The 25,092-nt window shown below is 69.7% G+C and carries 19 protein-coding genes; 10 read left to right on the top strand and 9 right to left on the bottom strand.

Annotated features, from left to right (window positions below; all coding sequences use genetic code 11):
* Window positions 1-24: 24 nt before the first annotated feature.
* Entirely contained in the window at window positions 25-867 is an 843-nt protein-coding gene (locus ACGFH6_RS28645; protein ID WP_393390093.1) for an AraC family transcriptional regulator, read from the top strand.
* Between the two features lie 59 nt (window positions 868-926).
* Window positions 927-3,749, top strand: coding sequence for a BTAD domain-containing putative transcriptional regulator (locus ACGFH6_RS28640; protein ID WP_393390091.1), 2,823 nt, complete (start codon window positions 927-929; stop codon window positions 3,747-3,749).
* Here the strand turns inward: ACGFH6_RS28640 and ACGFH6_RS28635 are convergent.
* The 3 genes from ACGFH6_RS28635 to ACGFH6_RS28625 all read right to left on the bottom strand — a co-directional run bounded on the left by ACGFH6_RS28635 (window position 3,725) and on the right by ACGFH6_RS28625 (window position 9,661).
* Window positions 3,725-4,939: a PQQ-binding-like beta-propeller repeat protein gene (locus tag ACGFH6_RS28635; RefSeq protein ID WP_393390088.1), complete on the bottom strand. Its 1,215-nt coding sequence runs from the start codon at window positions 4,937-4,939 to the stop codon at window positions 3,725-3,727. The genes ACGFH6_RS28640 and ACGFH6_RS28635 overlap by 25 nt on opposite strands.
* Window positions 4,940-4,973: 34 nt before the next feature.
* On the bottom strand, window positions 4,974-8,891 hold the full coding sequence (gene hrpA / locus ACGFH6_RS28630) for an ATP-dependent RNA helicase HrpA (protein WP_393390561.1): 3,918 nt from the start codon (window positions 8,889-8,891) through the stop codon (window positions 4,974-4,976).
* Window positions 8,892-9,253: 362 nt separating this feature from the next.
* Entirely contained in the window at window positions 9,254-9,661 is a 408-nt protein-coding gene (locus ACGFH6_RS28625) for a universal stress protein (protein WP_393390085.1), read from the bottom strand.
* Between the two features lie 116 nt (window positions 9,662-9,777).
* Here ACGFH6_RS28625 and ACGFH6_RS28620 point away from each other — a divergent pair, with 116 nt between their 5' ends.
* Window positions 9,778-10,575 (top strand): TIGR03619 family F420-dependent LLM class oxidoreductase, encoded by a 798-nt coding sequence (locus ACGFH6_RS28620; protein WP_393390082.1) that lies wholly within the window; start codon window positions 9,778-9,780, stop codon window positions 10,573-10,575.
* On the opposite strand, the gene ACGFH6_RS28615 is transcribed toward ACGFH6_RS28620, so the two are convergent.
* The 3 genes from ACGFH6_RS28615 to ACGFH6_RS28605 are packed head-to-tail and all read right to left on the bottom strand — an operon-like array spanning window position 10,558 to window position 13,881.
* Window positions 10,558-12,165, bottom strand: a complete 1,608-nt coding sequence (locus ACGFH6_RS28615) for an AMP-binding protein (protein ID WP_393390079.1) — start codon at window positions 12,163-12,165, stop codon at window positions 10,558-10,560. The two genes, ACGFH6_RS28620 and ACGFH6_RS28615, sit on opposite strands and share 18 nt — an antisense overlap.
* On the bottom strand, window positions 12,162-13,052 hold the full coding sequence (locus tag ACGFH6_RS28610; RefSeq protein WP_393390077.1) for an SDR family NAD(P)-dependent oxidoreductase: 891 nt from the start codon (window positions 13,050-13,052) through the stop codon (window positions 12,162-12,164). Before ACGFH6_RS28610 ends, ACGFH6_RS28615 begins: the two co-directional genes overlap by 4 nt.
* Window positions 13,053-13,080: 28 nt before the next feature.
* Window positions 13,081-13,881: an alpha/beta fold hydrolase gene (locus ACGFH6_RS28605; protein WP_393390074.1), complete on the bottom strand. Its 801-nt coding sequence runs from the start codon at window positions 13,879-13,881 to the stop codon at window positions 13,081-13,083.
* Between the two features lie 241 nt (window positions 13,882-14,122).
* Here ACGFH6_RS28605 and ACGFH6_RS28600 point away from each other — a divergent pair, with 241 nt between their 5' ends.
* On the top strand, window positions 14,123-15,250 hold the full coding sequence (locus ACGFH6_RS28600) for a M24 family metallopeptidase (RefSeq protein ID WP_393390071.1): 1,128 nt from the start codon (window positions 14,123-14,125) through the stop codon (window positions 15,248-15,250).
* Window positions 15,251-15,256: 6 nt separating this feature from the next.
* On the opposite strand, the gene ACGFH6_RS28595 is transcribed toward ACGFH6_RS28600, so the two are convergent.
* Window positions 15,257-16,252 carry a GlxA family transcriptional regulator gene (locus tag ACGFH6_RS28595; RefSeq protein ID WP_393390068.1) on the bottom strand — a complete coding sequence of 332 codons (996 nt, stop codon included), beginning with the start codon at window positions 16,250-16,252 and terminating at the stop codon, window positions 15,257-15,259.
* Between the two features lie 70 nt (window positions 16,253-16,322).
* Between ACGFH6_RS28595 and ACGFH6_RS28590 the strand changes: the two genes are divergently transcribed.
* The 3 genes from ACGFH6_RS28590 (at window position 16,323) to ACGFH6_RS28580 (ending at window position 20,324) form a co-directional block, all read left to right on the top strand.
* Window positions 16,323-17,597 carry an MFS transporter gene (locus ACGFH6_RS28590; RefSeq protein WP_393390066.1) on the top strand — a complete coding sequence of 425 codons (1,275 nt, stop codon included), beginning with the start codon at window positions 16,323-16,325 and terminating at the stop codon, window positions 17,595-17,597.
* A 46-nt stretch (window positions 17,598-17,643) separates the two neighbouring features.
* Entirely contained in the window at window positions 17,644-18,123 is a 480-nt protein-coding gene (gene soxR / locus ACGFH6_RS28585) for a redox-sensitive transcriptional activator SoxR (RefSeq protein WP_393390063.1), read from the top strand.
* 68 nt (window positions 18,124-18,191) lie between these two features.
* Window positions 18,192-20,324 (top strand): RecQ family ATP-dependent DNA helicase, encoded by a 2,133-nt coding sequence (locus ACGFH6_RS28580; protein ID WP_393390060.1) that lies wholly within the window; start codon window positions 18,192-18,194, stop codon window positions 20,322-20,324.
* A gap of 3 nt (window positions 20,325-20,327) precedes the next feature.
* Here the strand turns inward: ACGFH6_RS28580 and ACGFH6_RS28575 are convergent, their stop codons facing one another.
* On the bottom strand, window positions 20,328-21,122 hold the full coding sequence (locus tag ACGFH6_RS28575; RefSeq protein WP_393390057.1) for an ArsR/SmtB family transcription factor: 795 nt from the start codon (window positions 21,120-21,122) through the stop codon (window positions 20,328-20,330).
* Window positions 21,123-21,232: 110 nt separating this feature from the next.
* Between ACGFH6_RS28575 and ACGFH6_RS28570 the strand changes: the two genes are divergently transcribed.
* Genes ACGFH6_RS28570 through ACGFH6_RS28560 form a run of 3 tightly spaced genes read left to right on the top strand, consistent with a single transcriptional unit; the run spans window position 21,233 to window position 23,587 of the window.
* Entirely contained in the window at window positions 21,233-22,027 is a 795-nt protein-coding gene (locus ACGFH6_RS28570; RefSeq protein WP_393390055.1) for a GNAT family N-acetyltransferase, read from the top strand.
* Between the two features lie 19 nt (window positions 22,028-22,046).
* A complete protein-coding gene (locus ACGFH6_RS28565) occupies window positions 22,047-22,799 on the top strand; it encodes an SDR family oxidoreductase (RefSeq protein WP_393390053.1) in 753 nt (250 codons plus the stop codon).
* Between the two features lie 29 nt (window positions 22,800-22,828).
* On the top strand, window positions 22,829-23,587 hold the full coding sequence (locus tag ACGFH6_RS28560) for a TioE family transcriptional regulator (protein WP_393390050.1): 759 nt from the start codon (window positions 22,829-22,831) through the stop codon (window positions 23,585-23,587).
* Here the strand turns inward: ACGFH6_RS28560 and ACGFH6_RS28555 are convergent.
* Complete coding sequence (locus ACGFH6_RS28555) at window positions 23,525-25,078, bottom strand: adenylate/guanylate cyclase domain-containing protein (RefSeq protein WP_393390047.1); 1,554 nt, start codon at window positions 25,076-25,078, stop codon at window positions 23,525-23,527. The two genes, ACGFH6_RS28560 and ACGFH6_RS28555, sit on opposite strands and share 63 nt — an antisense overlap.
* Between the last annotated feature and the right edge of the window lie 14 nt (window positions 25,079-25,092).

Genomic DNA, 25,092 nt, shown 5'->3' with positions numbered 1-25,092 from the left:
GACGAGAACTTGTAGCGTGTTGATGTGGACCAGGCGCTGCGCTTCGAGTCGCACGCGTTCGGCCGTCCGTATCACGCGGCCCGCGTCCGGATCGCCGCGCGAGCGCGCGACACCGAACTGCACACCCATGCGGACTTCCATGAGTTGATGGGTGTGGTGTCCGGCAGTGGAGAGCACCTGTTGACCACCGGTACGCAGAGCCTCGTGGCCGGCGACGTCGTACTCGTGCGGCCGCAGGATCGGCACGCGGTCCGCGGTGCGGCACCTGACGGGCTCGAGTTCGTGAACGTCGCCTTCCCGAGTTCGGCTTGGCAGGGCTTCCTCGACCTGACCAGGACCAACCCGACCGGAAGCTGGGCCACCGCGCGTGGGCCCGTGGCCTTCCACACGCCCGCCGCGATCGCCGTGTTCGAACACGCCCTGGACCGCTTCCAGGACGAGCCCGGCGCCTACGATCTGATGCGCTTCTGGATCGACCTGCTGCCACTGGTCTCGCCGGAGGAACTCGCCTCACCCGCCGGCACGCCCACCGCACCGGACTGGCTGTCGAAGGCCTGCCGGTCGATGCGGGCCGAGGAGAATCTGCGCGGAGGAGTGCCGCGGCTCCTCGAGCTCTCCGGTGTCAGCCCGGCCCACCTGTCCCGCTCGATGCGAGCGGCCTACGGTCGTACGCCGACCGCCTTCGTCGCAGACCTCCGCGTGGAACACGCCGCATCGTTGCTCGCAGCAACCAACCAGCCGGTCGCCGCGATCGCGGCCCGCTGCGGTTTCACCAGTCAGTCGTACTTCACCCGCTGCTTCACCGCCGCCCATCAGCTCTCGCCCCGGGACTTCCGCCGTCGCTCGCAGCGAGCGTTCGTGCCGTAGCCGGGTGAACCCCACAAGGCGTTGATCCGTTGGTCAGGGTGAGGACGGGAGGGCGCACTGTGCGGTTCAAGGTGCTCGGACCGCTGGAGATTCGCGACGGCCACGGCGAGCCGGTGCAACTCGGCTCGGCGAAGCTGCGTGCCGTCCTCGCAGTGCTCCTGGTGAGCGCCAACCGGCCCCTGCCCGCGGGCCGGCTGGTCGAGATCGTGTGGCCCGACCGACGGCCGCCGACGGCGATCGGAGCGCTTCGCACCTACGTCTCGACGCTGCGCCGCGACCTGCAACTGAACGACGCGCCACCGCGGCTGGTGACCGACGCGGCCGGTTACCGGATGGATGTGACGGCCGCTGACCTCGACCTGCTCGCGTTCGAGGAGTTCACGACCCGCGGCGAGCAGGCACTGCGGGACGGCGACCCGCTGGCCGCCACGGAGCTGCTGAGCCGCGGACTGGCCCTGTGGCGCGGCCGCCCGCTCGAGGACGTAGCTGTCGACGCGGACCCCAACGGCCGGCTCGTCGTTGCGGAGGAACGGCGCCTGGCCGCCAGCGAGACCCTGGTCGAAGCCCGTCTCGCACTCGGGCAGCACACCGAACTCACCGCCCAGCTGCGCGCTCTGGTCGAGGAGAACCCACTCCGCGAACGGCTCTGGCAACAGTGGATGCTCGCCCTGTACCGCGCCGGCCGCCAGGCCGATGCACTCGCTGCCTTCCGCCGTCTGCGGGACCGCCTCGCCGGCGAACTCGGGACAGAGCCGGCCCGCGCGGTCCGCGACCTGCACGAGCAGATCCTGGCCGCGGACCCGAAGCTCGATCTGCCCGGCGAGGTGTCGCAAGGAAGGCGGACAGTGGTCCCACGCCAATTACCGGCAGACGCGGCGTCCTTCACCGGCCGCAGCACCGAGCTGGCCGAACTCGCGGACCTGTTGCGAGGAGACCCGGACGACCGCATCCCGCCGATCGGCGCGGTCGACGGAGTCGCGGGCATCGGCAAGTCCGCGCTCGCCGTACACGCCGCGCATCTCGTCGCGAGTGGCTTCCCGGACGGGCAGTTGTACGCCGACCTGTCCGCGGACAGCACGGCGATCGGCGCGCTCGGCCGATTCCTGCGGGCGCTCGACGTACCCGATGGTGGGCGGTACGACGTGACCGAGGCGGCCAGTCGGTTCCGGGCTGAGACCGCGACCCGGCGCGTGCTCGTCGTAGTGGACAACGCGACGGATGCCGCGCAGGTACGGCCGTTGCTGCCGGCCGGACCTGGGTGTGCGGTGCTGGTCACCAGTCGCCGGGTGCTTGCGACGCTGGACGGCGTACGTCACCTGCACCTTCGTCCGTTGGCTCCCAGCGAGTCCACGACGCTGCTCGGCCGGTTGGCCGGGGCTGACCGGATCGCCGCGGATCCGGCTGCCGCGCGGAAGCTGGTCGGGTTGTGCGGGGGACTGCCGTTGGCGGTGCGGATCGCCGGCGCCCGGTTGGCAGCACGGCCCACCTGGCCGGTCCGCACCCTGACCGATCGGCTTGCGAATGCTCGCAGCCGCCTGGACGAGTTGCGCGCGGATGATCTCGACGTCCGGGCCTCTCTGCAGGTCGGTCACCGGTTGCTGGCGGTCGGATCGGTGGAGGAGCGCGCAGCTGCATCGGCCTTCGGGTTGCTCGGTCTACCCGACGCCGCGGACCTGAGCCCGCCGTTCGCCGAACGGTTGCTCGGAGCAGTAGACGCGACGCCGGTGCTGGAGTGCTTGGTCGACGCGCAGTTGCTGGAGAGCCCTGCGCCGGGTCGGTACCGGCTGCATGAGCTATTGCGGCTACTGGCCCGTGAGGTCGCGGGGACGCGCTCGGTTGACGAGAGGACCGCCGCACTGACGCGGGCGATGCGCTGGCAGGTCGCCACCGCCTGGAGCGGGTACGCGATGCTGCGCCCGGGCGACCCGCGCTTGGACACCGCTGGAGCGTGGGCCGACGGCGGTACGACGTTCAGCGGGGTCAGGCAGGCGCTGGAGTGGTTCGAAACCGAGCGGGCCAACCTGCTGGCCAGTGCCGAGCAGGCTGCCGCGACGGACGGCGTACCGGACGAGATCCCTGGGCAGTTGGCGCGGGCGCTGTTCGCGTTCTTCCACATCCGCGGTCATCGGGCCGACTGGATCCGGCTCAACCAGACCGCGTTGGCGGTCGCACGCCGTACGAAGGACGCGTACGCCGAAGGGTTCGCGCATCGCGACCTGGGGGCGGCGTACGAACTGCAGGGCGACTTCGATCAGGCCGCGGGGCATCTGCGGGCCGGCCTGCGACTGTTCACCGAGGCGGGTGACGACACTGGGCAGGCGTCGTGTCTGAACGGTCTCGGCACTGTCTATGACAGCCTGCAACGCTACGACCAGGCTGCCGATTGCCTCTCGCAGGCGCTGTCGATCGCCCGCCGGCTCGGCGACCCGCACAGCCAGGGCGTGTACCTGAACAACCTCGGTCCGGTCTTGGGGCAACTCGGCCGGTACGACGAAGCCCTGCGGTATCTCGCCGAGTCAGGAGCGATCTTCGCCGAGCTGGGCAACCGCCGCGGCCAGGCGGCGGCAGTCACGAATCTCGGTGAGGTCCACGAAGCCGCCGGCTCACCTGGCGAGGCCGTCACCAGGTTCACCGCGGGACTCACGATCTTCCGTGAACTGGCCGACGAGGCGGGCCAGGCGCATTGCCTGACCCACCTCGGCCTCGCCCATCGCGACCTCGGCCGCGTCGACCAGGCGCTCGAGTGTCTGCGGTCCGCGCTGGCGATCTGTGAGCGCACCGACGACCAGCGTGGTGGGGCGCGGTGCCTACGACTGATCCGCGAGACTCTTCGCCAGGCCGGACCGCATGGCAAGGGTCAACGACTGAGTGCGAACGAGTAGACGTTCCCGCCGCCGTTGTCGCCGTACGTGCCTGCATACACCTTGCCCTGGGCCACGGCTGGTCCGGAGTCGACCGCGCCGGACAGCCGGGCCGACCACAGCCGCTGCCCGTTGGTTGCGCGCAGTGCGTAGACGCTGCGGTCGTCCGACCCGACGTACACGACGCCGTTCGCCACTACCGGCGAGGACATCACCACGCCGCCGGTGCGGAAGCTCCACTTGATGGCGCCGGTCGCCGCGTCGAGTGCGAGCACCCGGCGGTCGTTGTTCGTGCCGATGTAGACCGTGCCGTTGACGACTGCCGGCGACGACTGGAACGACGCGAGGATGTTCGTGCCGTACCGCACCTTCCACCGCTGTACGCCGGTCTCGGCGTCCACGGCGTACACATTTCCGTCCCGGGAGCCGAAGTACACGGTGCCGTCGACCACGGCCGGCGTCGAGGAGTTGTGCCCGCCGGTCGGGAACGACCACCGGACGGCGCCGGTCGCCGCATCGAGGGCGTAGACCTGCTGGTTGAGCGACGCCGCGAACACCTTGCCACCGGCAACAGTCGGGCTCGAGTAGAAGCCGGAACCGCGACCGCCATTGGGCTTGGCGTCCCAGATCCGCGCACCGGTGGCGGCGTCCAGGGCCAGCACCTGGTCCTCGGTGGTGGCGGCGTACACCACTCCGCCGGCGACCACGGGCGATCCGTTGATGTTGCTGACCGAAGCTCCGGTGCGCCACCGGGTCGCCCCCGTCACCGCGTCGAAGGCCCAGATCTCGGCCGCGGGCCGGTTGATCCCCAGGTAGACCACGCCGTTGCCGATCGCCGGCGACGTGAACGTCCAGTCGCCGGTCAGTGCGCTGTCCGGCTTCGCCCAGAGCTGCTGGCCCGTGGCCGCGTCGAGCGCGTGCAGCCTGCCGTCCAGCCCGCCGACGTACACCCGGCCGTCGGCGGTCGCCGGCGAGGACCAGACGCTTCCTCCGATCTTCGTCACCCACTGCTGCCGCAATCCGCCGACGGTCGACACCGACAGCGCTGTCTCGGCAGTGTTGACGCCCTGGTGAGCAGGCCCGTTGCGGAACTGGGTCCAGTCACCGGTCGCGACGGCGCTCGCCGGGGCTGTACCCACAGCCACCAGCGGCGTCATGACAAGCGCAGCGAGCGCGCACAGGGCCCGCACCCTCAAGAATCGTCCAGTCATGACCCGACGATCCCGCGCCGGCATCAACGATCGATCAAGCCGTCGCGAGCGCCTTGCGGATCCGCTTCTCCGAGACCGGGTACGGCGTACCGAGGGTCTGCGCGAACAGACTGATCCGCAGCTCCTCGAGCATCCACCGCACCTCGAGAAGCTCCGGGCTCGGGTACTTGCCGGTCGGCACGGCGTTCAGCCGGGCGCGGTAGTCCGTATCGAGCGTTTGGATGATCGCCATGCCCGAGCGGTCGCGCATCGCGTTGGCGCCGATCTTGTCGAGCCGTTGCTCCATCCCGCGCAGGTAGCGCACGAGATCGGGCAGCCGGGTGGCTCCGGTCTCGGTGATGAAGCCGGGGTGGACCAGACCTTCCAGCTGGCCGCGAACGTCGGACAACGCCGCGAGCAGTGCCGGGCTCGATGCCCGCGAGATCAGCTTGTCCACTGTCCGCGCGTGGGCCAGCACCTGCTCGACCTGCCGCAGGATCGTCAGCACCGTGTCCGCGAGGTCCGACCGTACGGCGTCCCGCAGTACGGAGAAGGCCGTCAGGTTCCACGCCGGGCCGTGCGCCGCGGTCATCAACTGGTCGACGGCCGCGGAGATCGCGTCGTCGAGCAGTTCGCCGACGTTGCGGTGCGGGCCTGCCATCAGCGTCATCTTCTGCTGGTTGGTCAGGTTGCGCTGGACCACGTCGATCACGGACGGCATCGTCAGCAGCAGGAGCCGGCGGGTGCCGTTCCACATCGCGGCGGCCTGGTCGCGTTCGGTCTCCTGCAGCCTGATCGCGACCGTCTTGCCCTCGTCGACGAGCGCCGGGTAGCCGGCGACCGTGAGCCCGTTGCGGTGCTCGGAGAAGCTGCGCGGCAGGTCGCCGAACGTCCAGTCGGTCAGGCCGGACCGCTCGAGTCCACTGACCGCCTTCGACGCGACCTGCGAGATGGCGGCCTTGGTCTTCGGCTTGAGGCGTTCCTTGAGCTTGGCCAGGTCCTTGCCCTCGGCCACCGTCTTGCCCTTGTCGTCGATCACCCGGAAGGTCATCCGCAGGTGCTCCGGCACCCGGCTCCAGTCCCAGTCGGCCGGCTCGATCACCACGTCGCGCAGGTTGCGCAGTTCGCGCGCCATCGCGTCGGTGAGCGGACCGGAGGCCGGGTCGAGGTGGGGGAGGATCTGACGGGCGTGGTCCGGGGCCGGCACGATGTTCCGCCTGATTGCCTTCGGCAAAGACTTGATCAGGGTGGTGACGAGCTCCTCGCGGAAGCCGGGCACGCTCCACTCGAAGCCGTCCGCGGTGACCTGGTTCAGCACCAGCAGCGGGATGTGCACGGTCACGCCGTCCGCGTCGGTGCCCGGCTCGAAGGCGTAGGTGAGGTCGAAGGTCATCCCGTTCTGCATCCAGTGCAGCGGGAACTCCTCCTCCTTGACCTCGGCACCCTCGCGAACCACCAGGGACCGCTCGAAGTCGAGCAGGTCGGCGTCACGCTGCCTGGCCTTCTTCCACCAGGTGTCGAAGTGCCGACCGGTGACGACCTCCGCGCCGACGCGTTCGTCGTAGAAGGCGAACAGCGTCTCGTCGTCGACCAGCAGGTCGCGCCGCCGGGTCCGCTCCTCGAGCTCCTCGACTTCCTCGACCAGCTTGCGGTTCTCGTGGAAGAACTTGTGGTGCGTGTCCCAGTCGCCCTCGACCAGCGCGTGCCGGATGAACAGTTCGCGGGAGACCTCGGGGTCGACCTTGCCGTAGTTGACCTTGCGCCGCGCCACGATCGGTACGCCGTACAGGGTGACCTTCTCGTAGGCCATCACCGCGCCGGCCTTGCGCTCCCAGTGCGGCTCGGAGTACGTGCGTTTGATCAGGTGCTGCGCGATGTCCTCGGCCCACTCGGGTTCGATCTTGGCGTTCACCCGCGCCCACAGCCGCGAGGTCTCGACAAGTTCGGCGGCCATCACGAACTGCGGCGGCTTCTTGAACAACCCGGAGCCGGGGAAGATCGCGAACTTGGTGCCGCGGGCACCGAGGTACTGGTGCTGGTTGGCCGGGTCCTTCATGCCGAGATGGGACAGCAGACCGGACATCAGCGAGACGTGGACCGCCTGTGGGTCGGCCGCCTCGCCGCTGTTCAGCGTGACGCCGATCTGGGACGCGACCTGGCGGAGCTGGGCGAAGATGTCCTGCCACTCCCGGACGCGCAGATAGTTGAGGTACTCGCTGCGGCACATCCGGCGGAACTGGTTGCCGGACAGCTCTTTCTGCTGCTTCTTCAGGTAGTTCCACAGGTTCAGGAACCCGAGGAAGTCGCTGCTGGGATCGCGGAAGCGGGCGTGCGCCTGCTGCGCCTGCGCCTCGGCGTCGGTCGGCCGCTCGCGTGGATCCTGGATCGACAGCGCGGCCGCGATCACCATCACCTCGCGGACACAGCCGTGCTTGTCCGCCTCGACGATCATCCGGGCCAGCCGCGGGTCCAGCGGGATCTGGGCCAGCTGGCGGCCGACCGGGGTGAGCCTGCGGTGCCGGTCGGTCGCCTTCGCGGACTCGATCGCGCCGAGCTCGGTGAGCAGTTGCAGGCCGTCGGTGATGCTGCGCTTGTCCGGCTCGTCGATGAACGGGAACGCGGCGATGTCGCCGAGCCCGATCGAGGTCATCTGGAGAATGACGGACGCGAGATTGGTGCGCAGGATCTCGGGGTCGGTGAACTCGGGCCGGCTCTCGAAGTGCTCCTCGGAGTACAGCCGGATGCAGATGCCGTCGCTGGTCCGGCCGGAGCGGCCCTTGCGCTGATTGGCGCTGGCCTGCGAGACGGGCTCGATCGGCAGGTGCTGGACCTTGGTGCGATGGCTGTACCGCGAGATCCGCGCCGTACCGGGGTCGACGACGTACTTGATGCCGGGGACGGTCAGCGAGGTCTCGGCGACGTTGGTCGCGAGGACGATGCGGCGGTTCGAGTGCGGCTGGAAGACGCGGTGCTGCTCGGCGTTGGAGAGTCTGGCGTACAGCGGCAGGACCTCGACGGCTCCGGGTCGGCCGCGTTGGCCGGCGTACTTGTCGTTGAGCGCGTCGGCGGTGTCGCGGATCTCCCGCTCACCGCTGAGGAACACCAGTACGTCGCCCGAGGCCTCGTGCTCGAGTTCGTCGACGGCGTCGAGGATCGCCTGGGTCTGGTCGCGGTCCAGCGTGCTCGGGTCGTCCGGGTCGTTGATCGGGCGGTAGCGCACCTCGACCGGGTAGGTCCGGCCGGAGACCTCGACGATCGGCGCGGGGTTGCCCTGGCTGTCGGAGAAGTGCTCGGCGAACCGCTCCGGGTCGATCGTCGCGGAGGTGATGATGACCTTGAGGTCCGGGCGGCGGGGGAGCAGGCGCTTGAGGTAGCCGAGGATGAAGTCGATGTTCAGGCTGCGCTCGTGCGCCTCGTCGATGATGAGCGTGTCGTACCGGCTCAGGTCGCGGTCGCGCTGCAGTTCGTTCAGCAGGATGCCGTCGGTCATGAGCTTCACCAGAGACCGCTCACTGACCTTGTCGGTGAACCGTACGGCGAAGCCGATGGTCTCGCCCAGCTCCGTGCCGAGCTCCTGCGCGATCCGCTCCGCCACGGTCCGTGCGGCGAGGCGCCGGGGCTGCGTGTGCCCGATCATGCCTTCGACGCCGCGGCCGAGCTCGAGACAGATCTTCGGCAGCTGGGTCGTCTTGCCGGAGCCGGTCTCGCCGGCGACGACCACGACCTGGTGGTCCCGGATCGCGGCCGCGATGTCGTCCTTCAGCTGACTGACCGGCAGCTCCGGCGGATACGTGATCTCGGGCACCGCCAGCCGCCGCAACTCCACCCGCTGCTCGGCCTGCTCCACCGCCCCGAGCACACCCTGCAACGCCTGCTCACGCTTGTGCGCTTCCTTCGTACTCCGGACCCGCTCCAGCCGGCGCCCGAGCTGCTCCCGGTCGGAAGCCATCAATCCATCCAACCGAGCCGCTATGTCAGCGAGGTTGACCGCGCCTTCTGCGGTGTCCGGGGACTCGCCCGCCTGGTCGCCTCCGTCGCGGGTCGCGTCCTGCGCGGTTCTCGGCGTACCCGATGGCCTCTTCCCGCGCCGTCGCGGACGGCGACGCGCGGCGGGGTCCTGGGCGGGACCGTTGGCTGGGGAGGGACTAGGGGACTCGGTCCGGGCATCAGGCATAGCACCGACAAGTCTAGGCGCCCCACCCCAACGCCTCACCTGGGTTTAACACGCCGGTCCGCCAGCCCATCACAACCGCGCCCCCACACCGCGTCACGCAGGCGACCCTTCCGCCGACGCCGATTGTGATGGCGTGGACGTCCGCTACCCAACGGAGACGATCAGTCCTGGTGCCGGGAGGGCGCCTTCACGGCGAGAACCGGGACGGGGGATTCGAGCAGCACTCTTTGGGCGGTGCTGCCGAGGATCAGCTTGCCGACGGGGCTGCGGCGGCGAAGGCCCAGAACGATCAGGCCGACGTCTTCGGCGCCGGCTGCCTTGAGGAGTTCGCCGGCTACGTCGCCCGAGGAGACGGCCTGCTGGACGCTCACCTCGACGCCCAGTTCGGTGAGCCTCGCCTCGGCGGTGGCGAGTTCGTCGGCGTTGGCGTAGCGGGCGTCGATGTAGGCGTCGCCGCGACTGGTGTTGAGCAGCAGCACGGACGCATCCCGCAACTTCGCCTCGGCGGCCGCCGCGGTGAGCGCGGCCTCACCTTCGGCAGTTGGCACATAGCCGACCAGGATCTTCACAGGTTCACTCTCCCACGCCGGACCTGAGCGACCCGGGAATGACGCCGGGGTGCACTGGCGCGGCCGGCGTCGATCGTTTGACTCTGACACCGGTGTGAGGCGATAGCGTCGACCGCATGGTCGAACTGCAAGTGGTGTTGCCTGACGAATCGGCGACCATGCCGCCCGAACGGCTGGCCGAACTGGCCGTCGCCGCGGAGGAACTCGGCTACGGCACGGCGTGGTTGCCCGATCACATCCTGCCGCCGGGCGAGTTCGGATCGGAGTACGGCGGGGTGTACGAGCCGCTGGTGACGATCGGCTACCTCGCGGCCCGGACGACGCGGATCCGGTTCGGGACCTCGGTGATGATCCTGCCGCTGCGCAACCCGTACGTCGTCGCGAAGCAGGCAGCGACCCTGCATCGGCTGTCCGGTGAGCGAGTGGTACTCGGCGTCGGCGTGGGGTGGACCGAGACCGAGTTCGCCGCCGTCGGCGCTCCGTTCCGCGAGCGGGGGCGACGGACGGACGAGTCGCTGGAGATCATCCGGGGGTTGTTCGCCGGCGAGGACCGCGGCGGTGTCTTCGAGCCGAAGCTGCGCGCCCCGCTCCCGATCATGGTCGGTGGCGACAGTGCGCCCGCCCTCCGTCGCGTCGCACGCTTCGGCGACGAGTGGCAGGCGCTGGGCCTCGATGCGCCGTCCTTCGCCGCGGCCGTCGCGAAGCTCCGCGCTCAGACCGACCGTCGGGTCACGGTCGGCAGCCGCCTGCACTGGTTCGGCCCGGACTCGGAATTGGACAAGGCCGTTCGGCTGGGGACCGAACTCACCGCGGCCGGCGCCGAGACCCTGGCGGTCTTCTTCGGCGACCACGCGCACACGGAGGACCGGATGGCCCGCTTCCGCGACGCCTTCGGACTAGGTCATGTCTGGTAGCCGATTGCGAAGAACCTTGCCGGTGGCGTTGCGGGGGAACTCGTCCACGACGCGGATCTCGCGAGGCGTCTTGTAGCGGGCCAGATTCGCGCGGACGTGAGCCATCAGGTCGTCCTCCGACACCGGCTCGCGCAGTACGACGTACGCGATCAGACGTTGGCCGAACTCCTCGTCCGGCACGCCGACCACCGCGGCCTCGGCGACCGCGGGGTGACTGGCCAGGCACTCCTCGACCTCGACCGGGTACACGTTCTCGCCGCCCGACACGATCATGTCGTCCTCGCGGCCGTCCACGAACAGCCGACCGAGCCGGTCCAGGTGTCCGAGGTCGCCGGTGCTCATCCGCCCGTCGACGACCGTCTTGCTGGAGCCATCGGAGTAGCCGCCGAACACGAGCCCGCCGCCGGCGAAGATCCGCCCGGTCTCGCCGGTGGGCAGCGGCCGATCGTTGTCGTCGAGGATCCGGATCGAGCTGCCGAGACACGGCCGCCCGACCGTCCCGGGCGCGGCGATCAGGTCGGCGGAGGTGGCGATGGTGGCGATCCCGACCTCGCTCGATCCGTAGGCGTCACACAACACCGGCCCGAACTGCGTGATGAACCGCTCGGCCAGTGGCGCGCCGAGCGCGGACGCACCGGAGATCACCGCCCGCAGCGACCGGAGATCGTGCGTCGCGATCTCCGTCGGGCCGAGCTCCAGCATCCGCCGCAGCATCACCGGCACGGCGACCATTGAGCCGGCTCTGGTCCGTTCGGCCGAGGCGAGCACCGCGCCGGCGTCGAACCGGCGGGCCAGCACCAGCGGCGAGCCGAGGAAGAGCGCGAGCATCGAGGTCAGCAGACCGAGTCCATGGAACAGCGGCGGGCAGATCACCATCGGCTCGCCCGACCGCAGCCCGATGCGATTGAGCGCACTCGCGGTGAGTCCGGCGAGGCCGAGCGCGGTCGGCACCCGTGGCGCGGCCTTCGGCGTCCCGGTCGTGCCGGAAGTGAGGATGGTGATGTGCCCGGGCGAGTCCGGCTTCGGCGCTTCAGGTGCATCGGAGGTGGCGAGCTCGTCGAGGTCCGAGAGCACGGACGGGATGTCCGCCGGTGGGTCGAACTCCGCGTCGTGGACGAGTAGATCGGGTTGATGCCGCTCCAGCACCGCGGCCAGCTGCGGGGGAGCGAACTCGGTGTTCACGAACAACACGTCCGCGCCCACCCGGGAGGCGGACAGCGTCGCCTCGAGGAAGCCACGGTGGTTCCGGCACAGCACCGCAACCTTGCTGCCGGCAACGATCTTGTGCTGGGAGTGCATCGCCGCCGCGATCCGCTCACACCGGTGGTCCAGCTCGGCGTACGTCGTACTGCCGTCCTCGTCGATCACGGCGGCGCGATCGGGGTAGCGGATCGCCGCGATCACGCCCAGTGCGGCCATCGACTGGCCCCAGTGGCGCAGAGCGCGCTCGATCCTGATGAGGTGTGAAGGCCGAGCGGACCGCCAGACTCCGGACCTCAGCAACGCGACGGACACACCGCCGACCTCGGCCGCGCCCTGGACCAGCCACTCCGGCGGCCGGATCGGCGCGATCGGCCGCGGGGCCCTCACGGCTGCCCCCTGCGCTTGGATCTCCCGTCGGTACGCCGGAAGTACTGCTCGAAGAGCCGGTCGGTGGGCACGCGCAACAGGTTGCCCAAGGCATCGGCCGGCCGGACCATCGGTGGCGTGATGTTGTGCGGTCGTTCGGCGACCGCCGTACACACCTGATCGGCGGCCTGCTCGGGCGACAGTCCGGGCATCTTGTTCAGCAAGGGGGTCGGCTCGCTCATCCGCGTGTGCACGAGACCCATGTAGACGGTCGACGTGGTGACTCCGTCGCCGCGGATCTCCTGCGCCACGGACCGCAGCCAGACGTCGAACGCGCTCTTCGAGGCCAGGTACGCCGACCAGCGGGCCATCGGCGGTGTCCGGACTCCGGCGGTCGAGACGTTCACGATGTGTCCGGAGCGGCGTTCGCGCATCGACGGGAGCAGCTCGAGGACGAGCTTGGCCGGGCCGAGGTAATTGACCGCGTTCGTCCGCTCGATGTCGTGGAAGCGTTGGTAGGAGTCGGCGATCGACCGGCGGATCGACTTGCCCGCGTTGCTCACCAGCACGTCGACGTGTCCGTGCTCGGCCAGCACTGTCCGCGCGAGCTCCTCGACAGCTGCCGGATCAGCCAGGTTGGTGGGATAGACGAACGCCGTGCCGCCTGCTGCCCGGATCTCGCCGGCCACCACCTCCAGTTGGTCGGCCGTCCGAGCCACCAGCAGCACCGTCGCTCCGGCCCGGGCGAGTCGCCGCGCGGTCGCTTCACCGATCCCGTACGACGCCCCGGTCACCAGGATCACCCGTCCACCGACGGCAGCGGCCAGCTGGTCGTCGCCGATCCGCGCCCGCCCGTTGGTCAGCGCGACCAGTAACGACCATCCGATCGACCGCTTCCCAGTCACCATGAACGGGACATTACCCGCTGGTAGTCGCCTACGGCAGGCCCTGCGCGTCGTCGGCGACCCGCTGCAACCACTCACGGGTCAGAGCAGCGAACAGCTCCGGTTGCTCGAGTTGGAGGTTGTGTCCCGCCACGTCGAGGACGGCGAAGCTCGCCCGCGGGTAGTGGGGGAGCAGGACATACGTGTCCTCGTACCCGGTGATCGAGTCCTGCCGGCCGCAGACGATCAGCGTCGGGCGGGTCCAGACGGGACCGCTCTCCGGATCGACCGACAGCCTGCGCTTCTTCTCGATGCGATCGAGCGCTGCGGTGTCGGCGATCGCGAGCCCGGGGGCAACGTCCTTCCGGTACGCCGCCAAGGCCGTGGCGGTCCGCACGACGGCCAGATCGGTGAAGTCCTCACCTTCGATCAGCGACTCGACGACGCCCGGCTCCGATCGCAGCACGACGTGCTCGGGCACGGTGCGGTCCGCGTTCTCGACGACTGTGCCGATCGGGCAGATCAGGCTGAGACCGAGCACCTGCTCCGGTCTCTCCCGGGTCAGGGCTCGCGCCAGGTAGCCGCCGTACGACTCCCCGATGAGCAGGAAGGGCTCGGCGCCGATCTGCTCGTCGACGAAGCTCTGCACGGCCGCGAGGATCCCGTCCGAGCTGTCGATGTCGCCGGCCGGGCTCTGCCCCATGCCGGGCAGGTCGGGGTAGAGCCGGCGATAGCCGGGCAGGTCGGTGAAGATCGGCTCGAGGCAGCCGGTCATCAGCCGGTGGTCGGGAGTCCAGCCGTGCAGCGCCAGCACGGGAGTGCCGTCGCCGTAGGACACGTGGTGCAGTGTCATCAGAATCGCCTTTCGCCAAGCCCGGTCAGGGCGAAACAAGTTGTAGCAATCGCCGCCGACAGTTCTAGTGCCCTGCGTCGGAGATCCCTTGGCGCTTGCGGCGCCCAGGCACGCACCTCGCGGCGTTGGAGAAGCATCCACGATGCTCCGCATCGAGAACGCTTCTCCGCCTTGCGATGCACGCACCTGGACACCGCAATCGCTCAAGCGATCTCCGCCGCAGGGCACTAGAGTCGACCTCATGGCTCGTCGCTCACCCCTTGGTCCTGTCCCTGAACCCGCTGTTCTCCGTTCCCGCCTGGAGCGTGCCCGAGAGGCCGCGGCCGGCACCGGCCTTCTGATCGCGCCGGGTTCCGACCTGCGCTATCTCCTCGGTCAGCCCGGCGGATCCTTCGAACGCCTCACGACGTTGGTGATCCCCGCCGACGGGGCCCCGGCGCTCGTCGTACCGAAGCTGGAAGCACCTGGGTACGACGGCCTGCCGCTGGGGGAACTCGGGGTCGAGGTCGTCACGTGGGTTGACGGCGACGATGCGTACGGCCTGGCGGCGGACCGGCTGCGCGGTTCGGACCGGGTCGCGGTCAGCGACTTCACGCCCGCGCTCCACGTGCTGGCGCTGAGGGACGCACTGCCCAAGGCGGAGCAGACCCTGGCCGGTCCGATCGTGCGTGAGCTGCGGATGCGGAAGGACGCGGCGGAGGTCGAGGCTCTGCGGAAGGCGGGCGCGGCGATCGACCGCGTGCACGCCCGGGTCGGCGAGTGGCTGCGGCCCGGCCGGACCGAGGCGGAGGTCGGCGCGGACATCGCGGACGCGATCGTCGAGGAGGGTCACGTCGTGGCCGACTTCGTCATCGTCGCGAGCGGACCGAACGGTGCGAGCCCGCACCACGCCCTGTCCGATCGGGTCATCGAGGCGGGCGACGTCGTGGTGGTCGACATCGGCGGACCCGTTGCCGAGGGCTACAACTCGGACTCGACCCGGACGTACGCCGTGGGCACGCCGCGCGACGCCGATGTCGCCGCGACCTACGCCGTACTGCGGGATGCGCAGCAGGCGGCGGTGGACGCGGTGCGGCCGGGGGTCTCCGCGGAATCGATCGACGTGGCGGCGCGGGAGGTGATCGCGTCAGCCGGCTTCGGCGACTTCTTCATCCACCGGACCGGTCACGGGATCGGGCTCGACGTCCACGAGGAGCCGTACATCGTCGGTGGGAACGGACTGCTGCTCGAGCCGGGGATGGCGTTCAGCGTCGAACCAGGCATCTACCAGCCGGGCCGGTGGGGTGCGCGGATCGAGGACATCGTGGTCGTCACCGAGGACGGCGTCGAGCCGATGAACCAGCGGCCGCACGACCTTGTCGTGCTCTGACGCCCGTCAGCCGGCGCGGAAGGTCTTGCGGTAGGCGAGCGGCGACACCCCGAGCTCGGAGCGGAGGTGGTGCCGCAACGACGCCGCGGTGCCCAGACCGGCGGCGTCGGCGACACGGTCCACGGAGAGGTCGGTCGTCTCCAGCAACTCACAGGCATGGCGCACGCGCTGCTGCAAAAGCCACGCTCCTGGTGACTGCCCGGTCTCGGCCTTGAACCGGCGGCTGAACGTGCGCACGCTCATCCTGGCGTGCGCGGCCAGCCCCGGCAAGGTCAGCTCCTCGTCGAGCCGCTGCAGCGCCCACGCCCGGGTGGGCGCCGTACCGTCGGTGCCTTCGTCCGGTACGACGCGCTCGATGAACTGGGACTGGCCACCGTCCCGCCACGGCGGTACGACGCAGCTCCGCGCAGCGCGGTTGGCGACCTCGCTGCCGAAGTCGCGGCGGACCAGGTGCAGGCACATGTCGACGCCCGCGGCCAGACCGGCGGACGTGACCACGTCGCCGTCGTCGACGAACAGCAACTCCTCCTGCAGGTCGATGTGCGGGTAGATGCGGCGGAACAGCTCGGCCCGCTTCCAGTGCGTCGTGGCCGGCCGTCCGTCGAGGTAGCCGGCCGCGGCGAGCACGAACGCACCGGTGCAGATCGAGGCGATCCGCGTCCCGGGCCGGATCGTGGCGAGGGCAGCGGCGAGGTCGTCGGGCAGGATGCCCTCGTTGCGCGGCTTCGGGTAGTAGGTCCCCGGGATGATGACCGTGTCGGCTTCCGCCAGTTCCTCGGGTCCGTAGTCCGGGAGCAGGCTGAATCCGGCGCTGGTCCGGACCGGCGACCTGTCCAGGCCGCAGACGCGCACGTCGTACAGCGGCTTGCCGTCCGCGCGGGCCGCGGCGCCGAGCACAGCCGGTGGGATGGTCAGATCGAAGCCGACCACCGGTTCGAGGGCCAGGACGGCGACCCGGTGCGGGCCGACCGCGGCCAGATGCCGCTTGCCTCGGGCTGTCATGGCCATATCTTGACACATGGTGGCGGTCCGGCCACTGGTTCGGCGACGTTCCGGACGGCAATCTAGGCGGGTGACGCAGATTCTGCCGACGAAGAAGGCTGCCCGGGTGCATCTTGCCTGGGCAGTCGCCGCTGTGGGGTTCGTGACCCTGATCGGCGCGGCCGGGTTCCGGTCCGTGCCGAGCGTGCTGCTCGACCCGCTGCACGACGAGTTCGGCTGGTCGCACGCCACGATCTCGTCGGCGGTGTCGATCAACCTGCTGCTGTACGGTCTGATCTCGCCGTTCGCCGCGGCGCTGATGGACCGGCTCGGTCTGCGCCGGGTGGTCAGCGGCGCGCTGGTGCTGATCGCTCTCGGCAGCGGACTCACGATCTTCATGACCTCGTCCTGGCAGTTGCTGCTCTGCTGGGGTCTGCTCGTCGGTGTCGGCACCGGATCGATGTCCATGACGTTCGTCGCGACCATCACCGGTCGCTGGTTCGTCGCCCGCCGCGGACTGGTCACCGGGATCCTCACAGCGGCCGGTGCGACCGGGCAGCTGATCTTCCTGCCGCTGATTGCGAACCTGGCGACCAACTATGGCTGGCGCGTGCCGGCCCTGGTCGCGGCCGGCACCGCACTGGCCGTCGTACCGCTGGTGCTGCTGTTCCTGCGTGACTACCCGAGCGATGTCGGACTGAGGGCGTACGGCGCTCCGGAGGGGAGCACGGCCGGGCAGCGGGTCGAGTCGACCGGGAGCAGCGCAGTGCGCGCGGTGACCGCGTTGTGGACCGCGATGCGGCGACCGGCGTTCTGGCTGCTCGCGGGTGGGTTCGCGATCTGTGGAGCGTCGACCAACGGTCTGATCGGCACACACTTCGTCACGGCTGCGCACGACCATGGCATGCCGGCCACGACTGCGGCGTCGCTGCTGGCGCTGGTGGGTGTGTTCGACGTCGGCGGCACGATCGTGTCCGGCTGGCTGACGGACCGGTGGGATCCGCGGTACCTGCTGATCGGCTACTACTCGCTGCGCGGGCTGTCGCTGCTGATCCTGCCGTCGCTGCTCGGTCCGACCGCGCAGCCGAGCGTCTGGGTGTTCATCGTCTTCTACGGCCTCGACTGGGTCGCGACCGTGCCGCCGACGGTGGCGCTGTGCCGGGAGTGGTTCGGAGTGGACGGGCCGATCGTGTTCGGCTGGGTGTTCGCGTCGCACCAGATCGGAGCGGCGCTGGCAGCCACTGGTGCGGGCGCGATCCGCGACGTGCAGGGCAGCTACAACCTCGCCTGGTACCTGGCCGGGGGACTGTGCGCGGCGGCCGCGCTGATGTCCGCGAGCATCGGACGCCGACTCGTGACCGCCTGACCCTCTGAGCTAGCCTCGATCTAGGTTGAGGTTGGAGGGCGGAGCGGTGGACATCGAGCCAGGTGAGTTGACGGTCGGGCAGCTGTCGCAGCGCAGTGGTGTGGCGATCTCGGCGCTGCACTTCTACGAGCGGCAGCACCTGATCGTGAGTCGCCGTACGTCGGGCAACCAGCGCCGGTACAAGCGCGACACGCTGCGCCGGGTCGCCTTGATCCGGATCGCGCAGAGGGTCGGTATCCCGCTTGCGGAGGTGGCGGCGATCCTGGCGTTGCTGCCCGAGAACCGCACACCGACCCGGCAGGACTGGGAGCGCATCTCGGAGTGCTGGCAGGCCGAGCTGGACAAGCGCATCCTGCACCTCGAACAACTCCGGGACGACTTCAAGGACTGCGTCGGCTGTGGCTGCCTGTCCCTCGACCGTTGTGCCCTCGCCAACCCGTACGACGCTCTGGCCGCGAACGGCCCAGGCCCGCAGCGACTGATGGCCGCTGACGGTGAGCCGTGTCATCCCGGAAAGTGCGCCTGACCGACGGTTTTCCACAGGTCGGCGGCCGCGCTCAGCGAACTGGGGGTGCGGGCGTCTAGGGTTTCGGCATGGCTGACTCCAGCACGACGCTCACTCTGACCGACACGCGCGCGGGGATCGCGGGTGGCGTGATCCAGGCGATCGCGGGGGAGAGCGCGCGGTTGCGGCCCGATCAGGAGACGGCGGTCGCCGCCCTGTGCGAGGCAGGCGCGCGGGTGCTGGTCGTCCAGGCGACCGGGTGGGGGAAGTCGGCTGTGTACTGGGCTGCGACCGCGATTCGCCGCGCCGAGGGTGCTGGACCGACGCTTGTCGTCTCGCCGTTGCTGTCGTTGATGCGGGACCAGGTCGCGGCCGCGAGCCGAGCCGGGCTGCGCGCGGCGACGCTCAACTCGAACAACATCGACGAGTGGTCGAGCATCGAGCACGACCTGCGCTCCGGGGGCATCGACGTACTGCTGGTGTCGCCTGAGCGGCTCGCGAATCCCGGGTTCGGGCGCCGGGTGCTCGACGCGCTGGCCGGCCAGGTCGGGCTGCTGGTGATCGACGAGGCGCACGCGGTGTCGGACTGGGGTCACGACTTCCGGCCGGACTACCGCCGCGTGTCCGACGTACTGCAGCAGCTGAACCCGAAGACCCCGGTTCTCGCGACCACGGCGACGGCGAACTCACGCGTCACCGACGACGTCGCGCATCAGTTGGGCGAGTCCACGCTGGTACTGCGAGGCCCGCTGGCGCGATCGAGCCTGCAACTGGCGGTGGTCGATGCGCTGTCGCCGTTGGATCGGTTCGCGTGGGTCGTCGATCACCTGCCGAAGCTGCCGGGATCCGGGATCGTCTACACGCTCACCGTGGCCGACGCGCAGCGGCTGGCGGCGACGATCCAGGAGGTCCACGGGCGCGATGTGCCGGTGGCGGCGTACACGGGTGGGTTGGAGGCGGGGGAGCGGGAGAGTCTCGAGGACGCGCTGCGCGCGAACCAGTTGAAGGCGCTGATCGCGACCTCCGCGCTCGGCATGGGGTACGACAAGCCGGACCTGGGGTTCGTGGTGCACGTCGGATCGCCGCCGTCGCCGGTGTCGTACTACCAGCAGGTCGGGCGGGCCGGGCGTGGCATCGACCACGCGATCGTGGCGTTGCTGCCGTCGGACGCGGACGCCGGTGTGTGGGACTACTTCGCGACCGCGACCATCCCTGTTCCGGAGAACGTGAATCGTCTGCTGCAGGCGCTCGACGGCTACGGGCCGGATCAGCCGGCCACCGTTCCCATGCTGGAGGCGGAGACCGGACTGCGCCGGACCCGGGTCGAGCTGATGCTGAAGCAGTTGGCGGTCGACGGTGCGGTCGACCGCGTCGAGCGCGGCTGGGTGCGGACCGGGGTGGAGTGGACCTTCGACGCCGCGCACTATGACGGGATCGTCGCGGTACGGCGGCGCGAGGCGGACATCATGCGCGCCTACACGCGTGGCGACCGTTGCCTGATGCAACTGCTCCAGGAGTCGCTGGACGACCCGTCGGCCGAGCCGTGCGGGCGGTGCTCGGTGTGCCTCGGGGCGTTGCCGGATCCGCTGCTGCCGACGGCGCAGGCGGAGACGGTGGCGACGATCACCCGGCTGTTGCGCGGCGAGGTGCATGTGCTGGAGCCGCGGAAGATGTGGCCGGGCGGCGCGTTCGGCGCGAAGGGACGAATCCCTGCCGAGCTGATGGCCGAGCCCGGCCGGAGTCTCATCTACGCCGACGCTCCCGAATGGCGCGAGGTCCTCCGTGCCACCCTCAACGCCGATGCCGACCTCCCGGCCGAGCCTCTCGAAGCCCTGAAGTCCGGCGCTGTCGCCGCGTTGTCGCGCTGGCGCAGCAGCTGGTCAGGTCGTCCCGAGGTCGTCGTACCGCTGCCGGCCGCGGGCCACGGCCGTCTGACCTCGGCGATCGCCGACCACGTCGCATCCGTCGGCCACCTGGATCGCGCCGAGCTCACGATCAACCCGACCGGCTTCACCGACGACCTGTCCTCGGCCGAGGAAGCCAAGGTCTGGCGGGACGGCCTCCACGTCGACGACCAGACCGCACAGTCGGTCGCGGGCCGCACCGTACTGCTCCTCGTCGACGCCAGCTCCTCCCAGTGGCCCGTCACCGTCGCCGCCGCCAAGCTCCGCGAATCCGGTGCGGCAGCAGTCCTCCCACTTCTCATCCACAAGCGTCCGTAGGGACTACTTCACGACCGCGAGTTCGGGGGTGGATTCGACGAAGGACTTGAGGTCGGACAGGAGTGCGACCCAGCCCTCGCTGACCATCTCGCGGATGGCGCTGCCCGGCCCGAAGCCGCTGTGGATGACGGTCAGCTTGACCTGGTCGCCGGTCGGCACGAGCTCGAAGGTCGCCGTGGACAGCGGCTCGGTGCTGGCCCTGCGGTAGAGGTTGTCATCCATGTTCACCGCCTTGGCGAACTCGGGCGTCATGTGATGCCAGGCGTAGGACAGCCGCGTGTAAGGGTCGTGCTCCAGCACGACCTGGCCCGGCCCGGCCATCGTGACGTCACCCTGGTGCCAGACCAACTCGGAGCCGGCCTTCCAGTCGGTCTCGAACTGGACACCCCAGTACTGCTCGGTGAACTTCGGGTCGGTCAGTGCCTGCCACAGCCGCTCCGGCGTTGTCTTGATGTACGTGGTGTAGACGAAGTCGTTGTCGTCCATGGTTTCGGCCTCCAGAACTGTCTTGAGATCGGCGAACAGCTCGACCCGCCGGCGGTCGTACCGGTTGATCCAGCGCTCGGCGATGGCGTTGATCGGCTCGGCGTTCAGGTGGTGCAACTTCTCCCGGCCCCGCCACACGGTGGTGACGAGGTTCGCCGTCTCGAGGACGGCGAGGTGCTTGCTCACCGACTGCCGGGCCATGTCGAGGCCGGCGCAGAGCTCCCGCAGCGTCTGGCCGTTGCGCGCGTTCAGCATGTCGAGCAACTGCCGGCGGCTGGGGTCGGCCAGGGCGCGGAACACCTCGTCGTCCATCGCACTCCGATCAGGATATGCAGCCGTGTGGCTGCATGACTGACAATAGGCAGCCAGGCGGCTGCATGTCAACGCCCGAATCCGATTGACGTGCCCTGGAGGATGAGCTGGTGGAGATCAAGAGCCTCGGCTACCGGACCGATCTGTTGCTCCTGGAGCTGAGTGGCAGCGTGTTCGAGGACGCCGGTGAGTACGTCGTGATCCGGACGCCGTCGAACCCGACGTACTGGTGGGGGAACTTCCTGCTGTACCGCTCGAGCTTCGCCGCCGGTGACGCGAAGTCCCGGCTGGAGACGTACCGCGCCGAGTTCCCGGCCGCGGAGCATGTTGCCTTCGGCATCGACAGCGTCGACGGCGAGATCGGCGCCGAGGACGAGCTCACCGCGGCCGGGTTCACGGTCGACCGGAACGTGGTGATGACCGCCGGCCAGGTCGTCGCACCCCGCCGGCCGAACGACGAGTCGACGTACCGGTTCATCACCAGCGACGACGACTGGGAGCAAGTGACCCAGCTCGGCCTGGCGACCGCGACGATGAAGGTCGACGACGGGTACGTCGAGTTCAGCCGGCGCAGGGACGCGGCGCAGCGGGCGCTGGTGGAGGCCGGGCACGGGAAGTGGTTCGGTGCGTTCGACGGTGACCGGTTGCAGAGCTCACTCGGGCTGATGTTCGACGGCAAGGGGCTCGCGCGATTCCAGCACGTGCAGACCCACCCGGACGACCGCAACCGTGGTATCGCGAGCACACTGGTCCACCACGCGTCGACGTACGGGCTGACCGACGGTGGTGCGCGGACGCTGGTGATGGTGGCGGACCCGGAGTACCTCGCGATCAGGCTGTATCGCGCGCTCGGCTTCGAGGACACGGAGACCCAGCTGCAGTTCACCTTGCCGCCTGCTTCGTGAGGCATGACAGGGTAGGGGCATGACTGGGACTGACGGAGAGCGCGGGGTCGCTCTGATCACCGGTGGGAGCCGCGGCATCGGTGCCGCGGCGGCGGTCGCTCTGGCGGCCGACGGATGGGACGTGGGCGTGAACTACCGGACCCGTGCGGACGGGGCGGCACGCGTCGTCAAGGCGTGCGCGGAGCTCGGCCGGCGCGCGGTCGCGGTGCAGGCCGACGTACTCGAGGCGGACCAGATCGAGCACCTCTTCGACACTGTCACCGCCGCACTCGGGCCGATCGGTGCCGTGATCAACAATGCCGGCATCGTCTCACCGTCCGGCCGGGTGGCGGAGTACGACGCCGAACGGCTGGACCGGGTCTTCCGGATCAACTCGATCAGCGCCTTCCTGGTCGCGGGCGCCGCGGTACGACGGATGTCCACGGCGTACGGCGGCACCGGGGGAGTGATCGTCAATGTGTCGTCGCGGGCAGCCGTGCTCGGCTCGGCGGGCGAGTACGTCGACTACGCCGCGAGCAAGGCGGCCGTCGACGCGCTCACGATCGGACTGGCGAACGAGGTGGCGACGGAAGGTGTCCGCGTCCTCGGCGTCCGCCCCGGGCTGATCGAGACCGACATCCACGAGCCCGGCCGCCTGGACCGCATCGGCACCACTCCGCCGCTGGCCCGTCCCGGCAAGCCCGAGGAGGTCGCCGAGGCGATCGCCTTCCTCGCCTCCGATCGGTCCTCTTACATGACTGGCACCACCCTCGACGTCTCCGGCGGCCGCTGACCGCCGGAGCTCTTGAACGGAGGTGCGGCGTGGGGTTGCGGCCAGTGGATCTGGCGCGGCGGGCTGGGGTCTCGACACAGTTGGTGCGCAACTACGAGGCGGCCGGGATCCTGCCGCCGGCTCCGCGGAGTGCGAGCGGGTACCGCCAGTACGGCGATGAGCATCTGTCCGCGCTGTTGACCTATCGGGCGCTGGCACCTGGGTTCGGGCCTGAGGTGGCGACGTCGATCATGCAGGCCGTCCATGCGGGAGACCACGAGCTCGCCTACCGGATGGTCGACGCCGCGCATGCCGGACTCCACCAGCAACGGTTGGCGACCGACGCCGCCAGCGAGGCGCTCGGGGCCATGGCGGCGGAGTTCCTGGATGAGACGCCGGCGAATGGTCCGTCCTTGCTGGTCGGGGAGCTGGCGCATCAGCTGGGAGTGCGTACGTCGGCGCTGCGGGTCTGGGAGGCGGCGGGACTCCTGTCGCCGACGCGGGAGCCTGGGACGAAGTACCGGAAGTACGGACCGGAGCAGATCCGTGATGCCCGGATCATCCACATGCTGCGCCAGGGGCGCTACTACTTCGAGCAGATCAGGCCGGTCCTCGACGGTCTCCGTCGTACCGGCAGCACCGAGGCGCTTCGCAGTGCGATTGCCGAGCGCCGGGCCGCGCACAACCGCCAGACGAATGCGATGCTCCACGGCGCGGCGCTTTTGCACCAGCTACTCCACGAGAAGTCAGTGCGGGATGGCCAGATGGGTCGGGGCGGCGCGGCCCCTGACGGTCACCTGGTCACTTGAGTGCCAGTTCTGCGCCTCGGTAGGGACTGCCTCTGAGACGGCGGTCATCGAGGCGATCAGCCGGCCGGGGGTCGACTTGGCGAGTTCGCTGAGGCGGGCGGCTTCGTTCACCGGGTCGCCGATGACCGTGTACTCGTGCCGGCGTACGTCGCCGACCGTGCCCGCGACCACGATGCCGGCGGTGACCCCGATGCCGGCTGTGACCTCGGGCAGTTCGTCGTCGAGCCGGGCGGCCAGCGTGCGGGCGGCCCGGAGAGCGCTTCCGGCCGCGTCCGGGAGCTCGGCCGGGGCGCCGAAGATCGCGAGTGCGGCGTCGCCGGCGAACTTGTTGACGAACCCGCCTTGCTGGTCGACTTCGTCGACCACGATCGTGAAGAAGCGGTTCAGCAGTTGCACCACCTCGGCCGGCGGGCGCTCGGCGGCGAGCTCTGTCGAGCCGATCAGGTCGACGAAGAGGACAGCGACGAAGCGATCCTCCCCACCGAGCCGGTCACTCGCGAGCGCCTCCTGCACCACCTCCGGACCGACGTACCGGCCGAAGACGTCCCGGATCCGCTCGCGCTCGCGCAGGCCTTCCGCCATCTGGTTGAAGCCCGACTGCAGCGAGCCGAGCTCGGTGCCGTCAAAGACCGGGATGCGAATGTTCAGCTCTCCCTCGCCGATCAGCGTGAGGGCATTGCGGACCGACCGTACCGGCGCGACCACCGACCGGGCCGACAGCACGGTGAGCAACCAGCCGTTGCCGATGGCCACGATGCCCAGGGCAAGGATCACGACCGAGAGCCGGGTCGTGGAGACATCCTTCTCGAACAGGGCGACGATGGCCGCCAGCATCAGGCCGGCCACTGGTACGCCGGAGCCGACCGCCCAGAAGATCACGATGCGGGCCTTGAGGCCCGCCGCGAGCACCCGGCGCGGCGGCGAGGAGTCGGCCAGCGCCCGCGCGGCGACCGGCCGGAGCGCGAACTCGGTCAACAGGTACGAGATCGTGCAGGTGATGATCATGCCGTCGAAGACCGTGGCCGCAACGCGGAGCGCGTTCTCCGGCTGGAGCGCGAGCGTCATCGCGGTGAAGATCACCCCGGCGACCGACCAGAGCAGCACCTCGATCAACGTCAGCCGCAGCGGCAGCTGGAGCGTCGCGAGCTGCTCCTTCCGGGTGGCGGGCCTTTCCTCGTCGACCCACCGGGTGACCTGGCGGGTGAGCCGCGTGCTCCAGATGCAGCCGATCACCACCGCGAGAAGGAAGTACAGCGGGATCACGATCGCCTCGGCGAGCTGGAGCTCGTCGACCAGCGGCGGCCCGGGCAGCACGAAGACGGCCAGCACGAACACGACCGCGGCACCGATCAGGTTGGTGACGATCGAGAAGGTTGTCATCAGCACCTGCAGCCGGAACCGCAGCAGCGTCGTACTCTGGTCGGCCGGTCCGAGCAACCACGATCCGAACGGCCGCCGCTTCAGCACGAGTTCGGGTCGTCCCTCGGACATCATGGTGACAGTCT

It is taken from the genome of Kribbella sp. NPDC049227, assembly GCF_043197265.1.
GTDB lineage: Bacteria > Actinomycetota > Actinomycetes > Propionibacteriales > Kribbellaceae > Kribbella.
This window is presented reverse-complemented; position numbering and strand designations above follow the sequence as displayed.

What these genes read in the sequence shown, in the direction of transcription:
- ACGFH6_RS28635 (WP_393390088.1), bottom strand. Translation starts at nt 4,939, where the DNA reads ATGACTGGACGATTCTTGAGGGTGCGGGCCCTGTGCGCGCTCGCTGCG.
- ACGFH6_RS28620 (WP_393390082.1), top strand. Translation starts at nt 9,778, where the DNA reads ATGGTCGAACTGCAAGTGGTGTTGCCTGACGAATCGGCGACCATGCCG.
- ACGFH6_RS28610 (WP_393390077.1), bottom strand. Translation starts at nt 13,052, where the DNA reads ATGGTGACTGGGAAGCGGTCGATCGGATGGTCGTTACTGGTCGCGCTG.
- ACGFH6_RS28605 (WP_393390074.1), bottom strand. Translation starts at nt 13,881, where the DNA reads ATGACACTGCACCACGTGTCCTACGGCGACGGCACTCCCGTGCTGGCG.
- ACGFH6_RS28600 (WP_393390071.1), top strand. Translation starts at nt 14,123, where the DNA reads ATGGCTCGTCGCTCACCCCTTGGTCCTGTCCCTGAACCCGCTGTTCTC.
- ACGFH6_RS28595 (WP_393390068.1), bottom strand. Translation starts at nt 16,252, where the DNA reads ATGACAGCCCGAGGCAAGCGGCATCTGGCCGCGGTCGGCCCGCACCGG.
- ACGFH6_RS28580 (WP_393390060.1), top strand. Translation starts at nt 18,192, where the DNA reads ATGGCTGACTCCAGCACGACGCTCACTCTGACCGACACGCGCGCGGGG.
- ACGFH6_RS28575 (WP_393390057.1), bottom strand. Translation starts at nt 21,122, where the DNA reads ATGGACGACGAGGTGTTCCGCGCCCTGGCCGACCCCAGCCGCCGGCAG.
- ACGFH6_RS28565 (WP_393390053.1), top strand. Translation starts at nt 22,047, where the DNA reads ATGACTGGGACTGACGGAGAGCGCGGGGTCGCTCTGATCACCGGTGGG.
- ACGFH6_RS28555 (WP_393390047.1), bottom strand. Translation starts at nt 25,078, where the DNA reads ATGTCCGAGGGACGACCCGAACTCGTGCTGAAGCGGCGGCCGTTCGGA.